The 12,350-nt window shown below is 37.2% G+C and carries 8 protein-coding genes and 1 pseudogene; 4 read left to right on the forward strand and 5 right to left on the reverse strand.

Annotation, left to right across the window (positions count from 1 at the left end):
- Positions 1-221 precede the first annotated feature (221 nt).
- Positions 222-368: pseudogene (locus tag HCZ11_RS19530) on the reverse strand (cold shock domain-containing protein); the annotation flags it as partial.
- Positions 369-929: 561 nt separating this feature from the next.
- Complete coding sequence (locus HCZ11_RS00340) at positions 930-1,493, reverse strand: YSC84-related protein (RefSeq protein WP_130052373.1); 564 nt, start codon at positions 1,491-1,493, stop codon at positions 930-932.
- Between the two features lie 142 nt (positions 1,494-1,635).
- On the opposite strand from HCZ11_RS00340, the gene HCZ11_RS00345 reads away from it, so the two are divergent.
- Together HCZ11_RS00345 and HCZ11_RS00350 are read left to right on the forward strand one after the other, a co-directional pair.
- Positions 1,636-2,847 (forward strand): tyrosine-type recombinase/integrase, encoded by a 1,212-nt coding sequence (locus HCZ11_RS00345; protein ID WP_167657296.1) that lies wholly within the window; start codon positions 1,636-1,638, stop codon positions 2,845-2,847.
- Complete coding sequence (locus tag HCZ11_RS00350) at positions 2,847-4,037, forward strand: sodium:proton antiporter (protein ID WP_167657297.1); 1,191 nt, start codon at positions 2,847-2,849, stop codon at positions 4,035-4,037. Before HCZ11_RS00345 ends, HCZ11_RS00350 begins: the two co-directional genes overlap by 1 nt.
- A gap of 52 nt (positions 4,038-4,089) precedes the next feature.
- Here the strand turns inward: HCZ11_RS00350 and HCZ11_RS00355 are convergent, their stop codons facing one another.
- Positions 4,090-7,134, reverse strand: a complete 3,045-nt coding sequence (locus HCZ11_RS00355) for an FAD-binding and (Fe-S)-binding domain-containing protein (protein ID WP_167657298.1) — start codon at positions 7,132-7,134, stop codon at positions 4,090-4,092.
- A gap of 147 nt (positions 7,135-7,281) precedes the next feature.
- Here HCZ11_RS00355 and HCZ11_RS00360 point away from each other — a divergent pair, with 147 nt between their 5' ends.
- Positions 7,282-7,491 (forward strand): PGPGW domain-containing protein, encoded by a 210-nt coding sequence (locus HCZ11_RS00360; protein WP_130052369.1) that lies wholly within the window; start codon positions 7,282-7,284, stop codon positions 7,489-7,491.
- Between the two features lie 80 nt (positions 7,492-7,571).
- Here HCZ11_RS00360 and ppsA read toward each other — a convergent pair whose 3' ends face one another.
- Positions 7,572-9,947, reverse strand: coding sequence for a phosphoenolpyruvate synthase (ppsA, locus tag HCZ11_RS00365; RefSeq protein WP_167657299.1), 2,376 nt, complete (start codon positions 9,945-9,947; stop codon positions 7,572-7,574).
- Between the two features lie 152 nt (positions 9,948-10,099).
- On the opposite strand from ppsA, the gene HCZ11_RS00370 reads away from it, so the two are divergent.
- Complete coding sequence (locus HCZ11_RS00370) at positions 10,100-10,909, forward strand: pyruvate, water dikinase regulatory protein (protein ID WP_130052367.1); 810 nt, start codon at positions 10,100-10,102, stop codon at positions 10,907-10,909.
- A 63-nt stretch (positions 10,910-10,972) separates the two neighbouring features.
- On the opposite strand, the gene HCZ11_RS00375 is transcribed toward HCZ11_RS00370, so the two are convergent.
- Positions 10,973-12,322 (reverse strand): class II 3-deoxy-7-phosphoheptulonate synthase, encoded by a 1,350-nt coding sequence (locus HCZ11_RS00375; protein ID WP_054563102.1) that lies wholly within the window; start codon positions 12,320-12,322, stop codon positions 10,973-10,975.
- Positions 12,323-12,350: the final 28 nt, after the last annotated feature.

Here is a 12,350-nt window from a genome sequence, read left to right on the forward strand (position 1 = left end):
TTAGCGTTTAACAAAACAACCTAAAATCAAAAAGAAAGTTAGTGCTAAATTAGCTACTAATGTTTATAAACAATTTAGCGATAAATTCATGAAAAAAAACTAGGAAAATTCCGGTTTTATGTTACAAAAGTTAATATTATTTAACTAAGAAAAGTTAGGAAGATGGGTTAAAAGTTGGCTAAAATTGTAAACTTTTAGCAAACTTGATTTTTAAAATTACATTAATCACGCAAAAGGAAGTTACTCTGGCAGGGCGCTTCACCAGGGCTTTGATCTAACTTTGTATTAGGGCAGTTTTTAGTAAAAAATAGCGCTTCTTCTAGTGAGTTCATTTGGCTGCAGTATTGTCGGCCATCACACTCATATTTTGTCTTCTCGTAATCAGAAATTGTGATGTCACGATTATGGCTGTACTTTGATTTTACAGGATCAATAATTTTTATTTTTATCGCTTCCTTCGGCGAGATACCACCATAATTCACCGCATAATGATCCCATGCAAAATAGCCAATGATGATAATTAGAAAAAATTTCCTCATTATAAATCCTTGTTATTATTGTTTAGACTAAAGTGAAGAGCGAATAGGCTTTGAGGCAGTAAGCCATATGTACAATACAGTAGCCGTACTATAATAAGGTGAAGAGGTAATATTAAGTAAAATTAGAGGCTTATAAGTTAAATGTGAAATTTCTGATAGGTTAGATAAATCTAAAGTTTGAACTTAATAGATGTTCCGAGTATTTAATTATTAGAAATACTGTCTTTGTAAAACAAACTGAAGGTATCTTCTTAAGATATGAAATATTAGGACTTACAGGTAAACCTATTAAATACTACCCATAAATTACGTTATGTTAAATAGGTTAAAATAATTAAAAGTGGGAGTTAAGTTGCTAACTAGCCCACTTTTAGAAGGGTTTTTGAAAGGTTAATTTAGTTCAGAATCCACCCAAAACTTAGTGCCTTTGAGTACTGCTTGAAGAGCAAGTCCATTTTCGGTTAAAGAATAAACCGTAACTTGGTCTGCAATTGCTTCGGCAACTAAAGCACCACCTTTTTCTTCATATTTTGCTGCTGCATCAGCATTTCCACCGAATGCCCAACCATGTTCAATAAAGCGATTTACTGCTGCTTGGTTATGAAAAACCATTACTACATTAAAGTCTTTTACACCTAAACCGAGTCCCAAACCAGCTTCACCCATATTCATATAAGTTGATTTACCAGTTAGGTTATTTTTAACGACACCATAACCGCCACCAAAACTGGCTAAAACAACGTTAACATTGGCATTATCAAAAACGGCATAACCAGCAGAGTTAGCAATTTGTTGTTTAACATCTGGCTTTTGTGCGTACAATTCACTTAATGTGTTATTTTTCATACTTTGCACTAAAGCACGTTTTTCATTAGGGGACGCACTACCTGTAGTGGCGCAACCGGTTAAAATTGTGGTCATTAAAACTAAACTAATAACGATATACTTTTTCATACATATTCCTTGAATATTAGTATGGCAATCTAATTAATGATTAACTGTTGCAAATATTTAAGATATCTTAAGTCCAATACTAGACAGTATCGGACTTTATGGTAATCTTATAACTAGTTATTTTACAAGATTTTTCATTATTATGCTCGTTGCTCTCGTTGATACACTTAAACAACTGCGATACCAAATTGCCCATCTAGAAGATGATACTCTTGCAATAGAATATCCTGAACTTGATAACTTTATACAACAAGTAGGATTGACAGTTGCTGAATCAAAAAGTGACTTATCTTTTGTTTATCAATTTTTATATGTGTATGGTCGAAAATCAGAAGCAACTTTTAATCGCTTTCGAAATGAACTTGAGCGATTTTGTTTATGGTCATGGTTGATTGCTGAAAAATCGGTTTTTGAACTAAAACGCGAAGACATAGAAGCATATGTTGATTTTATGGTTGAGCCAGATTCAGCTTGGTTATCAAACTCAGTGCAATGGCGTTATAAAGATGAACAAGGTATTAGAAAGCTTAATAAAAATTGGCGCCCTTTCATTAATAAAGAAAATATAGCAAGCCAACAAACACTAGCAGCTATGTTTACTGCACTAAATGTATTTTATAAATTTGCGATTTTAGAAGAAAAAACGTTTGCTAATTTTGTACCGGTAGTTAAAAAGAATAGTCCATATTTAGTAGTGCAATCACAAATTAAGATTCCAGATACACTGAGTGACATTCAATGGGAGTATGTGTTTGGTGTAACACGTGACCTATGTGAGCAACAGCCTGATTTAGAAAGAAATTTATTTACACTAGCTTGTTTGAAAGGTTTGTATTTACGTATTTCTGAGTTATCTGAAAGACCACAGTGGTCGCCGGTGATGTCACATTTTTGGCAAGACAATGATGGCTTTTGGTTTTTAAGAATTATGGGTAAAGGTAATAAATTACGTGATGTCACTTTAAGTGAAGATTTTATCACTTACCTAAAACGTTACAGATTATACCGAGGCTTACCTGCCCTCCCCCGTGTTGATGAAGCCGAACCATTAGTACACAAAATTCGTGGTAAAGGTGGTATGACTGTTCGACAAATTCGTCGGTTAGTACAGCAAAGTTTTGATTTAGCAAAACAATCATTATTAGATGATGGTTTTAAAGACGATGCGGAACAACTTGAAGCGGCAACGGCTCACTGGTTAAGGCATACAGGTGCAACCCATGATGCTCAAACAAGACCGCTTAAACACTTATCGGAAGATTTAGGTCATGCAAAAATTGCTACGACTGATCAAATTTATATTCAAACAAATATAAAAGAACGCGCAAAGTCTGGAATTAAAAGGAAAGTTTAATGGAATATACCATACTCGCATTAGTTGGTTTAGCTTTGTTATTTTACTCACTGACAATTCGTCAGTTAGAACGAACAGAAATAACCGGGCCAATGTTTTTTGTTCTAGTTGGCATCGCTATGTCTTACTTTTTGCCTAGTGAGTTCAAGTTAGGTGAAGCGGGACTCAGTGAAATATTACCTTTAGTTGAATTAACTCTTAGTATTTTTTTATTTACCGATGCAGCAAAATCAAAACTGGCAGTATTAAAACATAGTTATCAATATCCTAGTCTTTTACTTTTTGTAGCTTTGCCAATGACATTACTATTAGGTGTTGCAGGTGCGTTGTTTTTCTTTTCTGAGTTATCACTTTTTCAATCTGCTTTGATTGCTATTATTTTAACGCCGACTGATGCAGCTCTTAGTAAAGGCATTTTAGAATCCACATCTGTACCTGAAAATGTTCGCGAAGGTATAAATACTGAGAGTGGTTTGAACGATGGACTTTGCGTACCAATATTTTTAGTTCTACTTTTATTAGCACAAAATCCTGAGAGTGCAGTAACAACGGTTGATACCCTACTCGTTTTTGGTCGAGAATTAGGAGTCGCACTCGTTATTGCCGGCGTGTCTATGGCTGTGTTTATACCTCTATTAAAAATTGCATTAGCACGTCATTATTTTGCAAATAACAGCAGCCCATTTTTATTAATTGGCTTGGTAATGGCTATTTTCTCTTTAACACAAAATTTTCATGGTAGTGGTTTTATTGCCGTTTTTGTAGCGGGACTATTATTTGATTACTTAGCACCTAAAAAAATTCGTTCAACATTAGTTAAAGACTCTGAACATATCGCTGAATTTGTTGCACTACTTATTTGGTGTTTATTCGGTTTTGTTTGTGGGCACTTAATTGTGAATGATATTACATGGCCAATTGTATTTTATGCCTTACTAAGCGTAACGATTTTTAGAATTGTGCCAGTTTTAATTTCGCTTATATTCACTAATTTAAATTTCAAAGACAAATTTACTTTTGCTTGGTTTGGTCCTCGAGGTTTAGCGTCTATTGTTTTTACTTTAATGGTTATGGACACAGCAATTGTGAACAAAGAACAAATTGCTACAGTGACATTAACGACAATTTTATTTAGTGTATTTATTCATGGCATGAGTACCAAGCCAATTGCAAAAAGTTACCAAAAATAAAGGCGCGTTAAGTGCCTTTATTTTTTTAATGAATTTAATAGCACTTTAATTTTTAAAGTAGCTCAGCAATTAATTGTAATGGATGTTTTGGTTTGAATTTTTCATAGCGCTTTACTTGGCTGCGACATGAGAACCCTGTTGCTAAAATTGTTTCAGGTTCATTGTCGGCAACAATTGGTTGCCAACTCATTTCATAAAGTGCGCGTGAATTTTCTTGGTTCTGTTTTTCGTGGCCATAGGTTCCTGCCATTCCGCAACAACCAGTACTTGTTGTGTCTAATTGTAAATTCAGGTCAGCAAAAATAGTTTGCCAAACTTTAGACGCATTTGGCATTGCTGTTGTTTCAGTACAATGACTTAACAGCTTAAATGGCGAAGTCTTATTAGTGGTAAGTGAAACTTGTTTGAAGTTTTGCGTTTGAAGCCATTCATGGGCAAGTTCAACTTTAAAATCACCACGGTCTTCTTTTAAGATTGATACATATTCATCTCGGTAACACATAACCAAAGAAGCATCGAGTCCAACTAATGGTGCATTGATTTCACTCAGTGAATTTAAAAACTCAGCAGCATTTTTTGCTGTTGTTCTAAATTCATTTAAAAACCCTTTCACATGCTGTGCTTTACCATTTGGTTTAAAAGGTAATAGCATTGGTTTTTTGCCTAACGCTTTAATTACTTTAATAAAGCTTTCGACTAATTCGGCTTCATAAAAACTAGTAAATGGATCTTGTACTATCAGTACATATTCGGCTTGCTCTTCTTTTGAAAGCGAATTAAGTAATTCAAAATTGAAATGCTGCTCTTTTGAAATACGTTTTGAAAGTTGCGGGACGCTTAAACTGGGCGTATCAACATAACCAATCGTATTTTTGATTAACCCAGAAACAAGTTTAGTGTTTACTATTGGGTTAACAACTTTAGCAAATTTTGCCATAACAGGTGCAGTTTGCTCGATACCCGCAACTAAGTAATCCTTAGCTGGTCGTGCATAATAACTGTGATAGAAATTTAAAAACCTTGAACGAAATGTTGGAACATCCACTTTGATTGGGCATGCAGTGGTACATGCTTTACAAGCTAAACATTCGTCCATAGATTCTTTCACCTCGTGAGAGAAATCATAAACGCCCTTTTTCTTATCATGACTATGTTGATAGCGCTCCCACCAAGTGATGACTTCGCCATTGATCAATTCTTTTTCAACATTGAGCAAATCAATATTTTCTGACTCTTGAAGTCGTAGCCATTCACGCATTAAACTTGCGCGCCCTTTTGGTGAATAACGGCGGTCACCAGTAACTTTATAAGATGGGCACATTGGTGATTTTTCGTCATAGTTAAAACACAGGCCATTACCGTTACAGGTCATAGCGTTATTAAATTCTGTTTTAACATCGATAGAAATTTCTTTGTCGAACCAAGCTCGCTTTTGATCATCAACAGAAACTAGTGAGTCTTTACTTTCAAGTGGAGTACAGATTTTACCTGGATTTACTCTATTATTTGGATCAAATGCCGCTTTAATTTTTCTTAATTGTGTAAATAAATGTTCGCCAAAAAATTCAGGGCCATATTCACTACGATACCCTTTGCCATGCTCACCCCACATTAAGCCGCCATATTTGGCAGTAAGTTTAACGACTTCATCTGAAATATGTCGAAGTAATTTTTCTTGTTCAGGGTCGCACATATCAAGAGCTGGTCGAACATGTAATACGCCAGCATCAACATGGCCGAACATACCATATTGTAGGTTGTGTTTATCGAGAAGTTCACGAAACTCGACTATAAAATCGGCTAAGTTTTCTGGTGGAACCGCAGTATCTTCAGCAAAAGCTAACGGTTTTTGACTGCCTTTTACATTACCTAAAAGGCCTACTGATTTTTTACGCATTGCATAAATTTTTAAAATATCAGCTTTGTCATTCGTTAACTGATAACCGATCACCCCATTAGTTTGTTTTTCAACACATTCATCAAGTAACTTGCAAAGAGTATCTACTTTATCTTTAATATCTTCAGGTGAAACAGCATTAAACTCAACCATGTTGAGTCCTTGCATTTCTCTGTTTTCAACATCGGTTATTAAGTCCGATACTGAGTGCCAAATAATATCTTCACGAGCAAGGTTAAGTACTTTACTGTCGACAGTTTCTACAGAAGTTGCATTTGCTGCAACTAAGAATGGTGAATGACGCAGAGCAGAGTCAAAGCTATCATATTTAATGTTAATTAAAGTCTTAAATTCTGCAATTGGTGTAATGTTTAGTTTTGCTTCAGTTACAATACCTAATGATCCTTCAGAGCCAGTAATTAATCGGCTCATATCAAAGGTTTGTAAATCATCAGAAAAAATATGTTCTAAATCGTAGCCGGTAAGAAAGCGGTTTAAACGCGGGAACTTTTCTAAAATAGCATCACGGTTCTCAAGGCCAATATCGATAACTGTTTTATATAATTTACCTATGGTTGTGTTTTGTTCAGCAATTATTTTTGCTTTTTCAACGCTCATAGGTGTTGTAGACATTTCTGTTCCATCAACAAGATAAGTAGTAAGGCCTAAAACATGATCACTTGTTTTGCCATAAACTAAAGAGCCTTGACCTGAGGCGTCTGTATTTATCATTCCACCAATTGTTGCTCGGTTACTAGTTGACAGATCAGGTGCAAAGAAAAAACCGTAAGGACGTAAAAAGTCATTTAATTGGTCTTTTATTACACCAGTTTGAACGCGCACCCAGTTTTCTTCGACATTGATTTCTAAGATTTCACGCATATAGCGAGATAAATCAACAATTATTCCTGGCGTTAGCGATTGGCCATTAGTACCCGTGCCACCACCACGTGGACCAAAAGTCAGTGATAAAAACGGATCACGTGACGCAATTTGCATAGCAAGTTGTATGTCTTTTGCTGACTTTGGAAAGATGACACCTTGAGGTACTTGTTGATAAACGCTGTTATCGGTCGATAAACTTAAACGTGTCGAAAAGCTTGCATCGGTATCACCACTAAAACCTTGTTTTTTAATTGTTTCTAAGTAATTAGATACGAGTTCTGTGGCAGCTTGTTGTTGGCTTATTGTTGCTATCATGACAGTGATAAATTAAGGCATTTTGCAAATTATATCATGCTAATAGCTAAGATAAATTGAAGATTTTACAGTTTGTAACACTCTTTTTATCGATTTCTGGAGTAATGCTTTTATACTGTGTAATAAAGCAGCAGATGAGATAAACAGATGAAAAAGATTGCATTAATCAGTTTAGGTGCCTTATGCATGTTATTGGGATTAGTTTTTGTTATTATTCCCGGACCGTCGCTGATCTTTTTTATTGCAGGACTTTTCTGTTTATCTTTTTATTATCCTAAAGCGCGTGATTATTTAGCCTTGTGCCAAAAGGCACTTACTAAGTCATGTGCCTATATAGATAAAAAACTTGCTCGCTGATTTCTAATTGAGTAACAAAAATGCCAGCTAAATGCTGGCATTTTTTATATTAGAATCTTTATTTTAGATAAATAAAGTACTTAGTCTGCTAATTTCTTAGCAAGATATAACCAAGTTTCTAATACTGTATCAGGGTTTAGAGAAACAGAATCAATACCCTGCTCTACTAACCAAGCTGCAAAATCTTCATGATCTGAAGGACCTTGACCACATATACCTACGTATTTGCCTTTTGCTTTAGCAGTTTGAATTGCCATTGATAATAGTTTCTTGATTGCAGGGTTACGCTCATCAAATAGATGTGCAATTAAACCAGAATCACGGTCAAGACCTAATGTTAACTGAGTTAAATCGTTTGAACCGATAGAGAAACCATCGAAATACTCTAAGAACTCATCTGCTAGTAAAGCGTTTGATGGTAATTCACACATCATGATTACTTTAAGACCATTTTCGCCACGTTTAAGGCCATGTTCTTCAAGTAGTTCAATAACGCGTTTACCTTCTTCAAGTGTACGAACAAATGGGATCATGATTTCGATATTAGTCATACCCATTTCGTTACGAACACGTTTAATCGCTTCACACTCTAGCGCGAAACAGTCACGGAAATCTTCAGAGATATAACGTGCTGCACCACGGAAACCAATCATTGGGTTTTCTTCTTCCGGCTCATATTGCTGGCCGCCAACAAGGTTTGCATATTCGTTCGACTTGAAGTCAGACATACGAACAATTACACGCTCTGGTGCAAACGCACAACCTAGTGTTGCAATACCTTCAACAAGCTTAGAAATATAGAATTCAACTGGCGATTCATAACCAGCCATCATTTCTGAAATTTCAGCTTTAAGCTCATCAGATTGCGCATCAAAATTAAGAAGCGCTTTAGGGTGAACACCAATCATACGGTTGATTACGAATTCAACACGAGCAAGACCAACACCAGCATTCGGTAAACGTGCAAAGTCAAATGCACGATCAGGGTTACCCACGTTCATCATAACTTTCATTGGTAATTCTGGCATTTCATCAACGCGTGAAGTAAGTACTTCGTAATCTAAAATACCTTCGTAGATGTAACCTGTATCACCTTCGGCACACGATACTGTTACATCTTGGCCTGCTTTAATTAAATCAGTTGCATTACCACAACCAACAACAGCAGGAATACCTAATTCACGAGCAATGATCGCTGCGTGACAAGTACGGCCACCACGGTTTGTAACAATCGCAGCGGCACGTTTCATGATTGGCTCCCAGTCTGGGTCAGTCATGTCAGTAACTAGAATGTCACCTTGTTGTACTTTGTCCATTTCGTCAATTGAATCTAGTACGCGAACTGTACCTGAACCAATTTTATGGCCAATTGCACGGCCTTCAGCAACAACTGTGCTTGTACCATTTAATTGGAAACGCTCCATTACGTTAGCGTCTTCGTTTGAACGAACTGTTTCTGGACGCGCTTGAACGATGTAAAGCTTACCGTCGTTACCGTCTTTTGCCCACTCGATGTCCATTGGACGACCGTAGTGTTTTTCAATGATCACAGCTTGCTTTGCAAGTTCTTGAACTTCGGCATCTGTGATTGAGAATTTGTTTGAAAGCGAAGAATCTACATCAACAATTTCAACTTGCTTACCGTGTGATTCATCCGCAGAGTAAATCATTTGAATTGCTTTTGAACCAATATTACGGCGAACTACAGCAGGTTTACCGTTAGCAAGTGTTGGTTTGTGAACATAAAATTCATCTGGGTTTACAGCACCCTGTACAACCATTTCACCAAGACCATAGCTTGAAGTTACAAATACAACATCTTCAAAGCCAGATTCAGTATCAATACTGAACATAACACCTGAAGCTGCTTTATCTGAACGAACCATGCGTTGGATACCCGCTGATAATGCAACACCACGGTGATCATAACCTTGGTGTACACGGTAAGAAATAGCGCGGTCATTAAATAGTGAGGCAAACACGTGTTTGATGGCAGTCATTACTGCATCAATACCACGTACGTTTAAAAACGTTTCTTGTTGTCCTGCGAATGAAGCGTCTGGCATGTCTTCTGCTGTAGCAGATGAGCGAACTGCAAATGAAACATCTTGTGATGCGTCGCCATGTAATTGGCTATATGCGTCGCGGATGGCTTGGTCTAGGTTAGGTTGGAATGGTGTATCAATAATCCATTGGCGGATTTCGGCACCGACTTTAGCGAGTGTATTTACATCATCCACATCCAAAGTGTCTAAAATGTCGTGGATTTTTGAGTTTAACCCAGATTGCTCTAGAAACTCGTTGAATGCATCAGCGGTTGTAGCGAAACCACCTGGCACTTGAACACCAGCGTTAGCTAGGTTTGAGATCATTTCACCCAGTGAAGCGTTTTTACCGCCAACACGTGGAACATCTTGCATACCAAGCTCTTGATACCAGAGAACGTATTCTTGCACGGATCTTTCTCCATAAACAAATTGTAGTACTAACTGTGAGAGTTAAGAAAGAAAACCTTCTAAAAAGGTCGTAGTCATTCTACACTGGCAACAGACCTCACGTAAACCGTGAAGCCCCTATTTTGCAGATAAAGGTAATAAAAAGGTTAAATATGAGAACTGCATTTTATATTTCTGATGGAACAGCAATCACTTCTGAAGTATTTGGTCATGCGACCTTATCAATGTTTCCTGTGGATTTTAATCACAAAACAATTCCTTTCGTTGAAACTGAAAAAAAAGCGAATGAAGTTAAGAACTTGATCAATTCAACCGCACAGCGTGATGGCGAACAGCCATTAGTATTTTTTACTTTTGTTAATCATGAGCTAAGTGAGATAATTAAATCTTCTTGTGCGGTTTGCTATGACTTTTTATCACAATATAGCGATAAAATTTCTCAAGAATTAGAAGTTGCACCTGTACCAAAAGTACATAGAACTCATTCAATGCACGAGAAAAGTTATGATTTTCGCATTGACGCAGTTAACTATGCGTTGACTAATGATGATGGTGCTAATATTAAAAACTACTCAGAAGCAGATATTATTTTAGTAGGTGTAAGCAGAAGTGGTAAAACACCGACTAGCTTATACCTAGCATTGCAATATGGTATTAAAGCGGCTAACTACCCTCTTACAGAAGATGATTTAGAAAGAGGCACTTTGCCTGAATGTTTAAAGGCTTACAAACATAAACTATTTGGTTTAACTATTGACCCTGTTCGCCTTGCGGATATTCGACAGCGTCGTATGGCGAATTCAAAATATGCGTCTTTAAAACAGTGTCGTATTGAAGTACGTGAAGTAGAAATGCTTTATAAAAAACAGAAGATTCAATATCTCAATTCAACACATCATTCAGTTGAAGAAATATCTGCGAAAATTATATCTGATACAGGTCTTGAAAGACGTAAGTACTAACTTAATTTAGTATCGGACATTAAAAAGGCTGCACGTTGCAGCCTTTTTGGTTAACTTAGGATGTTACTTACGTGCGTCTTTTAATAAATCAGCAACTAAGAAACCAAGTTCTAATACTTGATCCGCATTTAAACGTGGGTCGCACTGTGTACGGTAACGTTGAGCTAAATCTTCATCTGATAATCCATACGCACCACCAGTACACTCTGTTACATGTTGGCCTGTCATCTCAAGGTGAACACCACCTGGGTAAGAACCTTCGGCCTTGTGAACTGCAAAGAACTGGCTGATTTCACGAAGAATATTATTAAAGCTACGTGTCTTATAACCTGAACTCGCTTTTTCTGTATTGCCATGCATTGGATCGGAACTCCAAATAACTTTACGGCCTTCTTGTTGTACTTTACGGACGAGAGCCGGTAACTTTTCTGGAAGAACATCAGCACCCATTCGTGTGATTAAAGTTAAGCGACCAGGGATGTTATCTGGGTTAACTGCATCAATAAGCTTGATAAGTTCATCTGGGTCCATACCCGGGCCAACTTTTACGCCTATTGGGTTTTTAATACCTTTAAAGAATTCGATATGCGCGTGGTCTAATTGTCGAGTACGCTCACCAATCCAAACAAAGTGTGCAGAACAATCGTACCAGTCACCTGATAAGTGGTCACGGCGTGTAAGTGCCTCTTCGTAACCTAGTAATAAGGCTTCGTGTGATGTAAATAAGTCTGTTTCTTTTAGGCTTGGAGCAACAGTTGAGTCAATACCACACACTTCCATAAACTCAAGTGCATCTTGAATTCTATCCGCTAACTGTTGGTACTTCTCTTTAAGTGGGTTTGCTGCAACAAAACCCATGTTCCAACGGTTTACTTGGTGTAAATCCGCTAAGCCACCTTGAGCAAATGCGCGTAATAGATTTAACGTTGCTGCACTGTGATGATATGCCGTCATTAGACGCTGTGGATCTGGTACTCGAGCTTGCTCTGTGAATTCAAAATTATTGATGATATCACCACGGTACGAAGGTAATGACACACCATCAATTGTCTCGTAATCTGACGAACGTGGTTTAGCATACTGACCAGCCATACGGGCGATCTTAACTACAGGGCACTTACCACCATAAGTTAAAACAACGGCCATCTGTAAAAGTGTTTTAAATGTATCGCGAATGTTTGCAGCATTAAAGTCACTAAATGACTCTGCACAATCACCACCTTGTAATAAGAAAGCTCTGCCTTCACATACAGCTTCTAGTTGTTTGTATAAGCTACGCGTCTCTTCAGCAAATACTAAAGGTGGTGCGCTTTTTAATTGTCCCTCAACTGATTTAAGGGCTTCTTGATCTGGGTACTCTGGCTGCTGAAGTATCGGCAGTTTTCTCCAGCTGTCTGGGTTCCACGATTGCATGTTCTTTCCTCATTCCTAACATAGACCG

Source organism: Pseudoalteromonas sp. HF66 (assembly GCF_011806445.1).
Taxonomy (GTDB): Bacteria; Pseudomonadota; Gammaproteobacteria; order Enterobacterales; family Alteromonadaceae; genus Pseudoalteromonas; species Pseudoalteromonas apostichopi.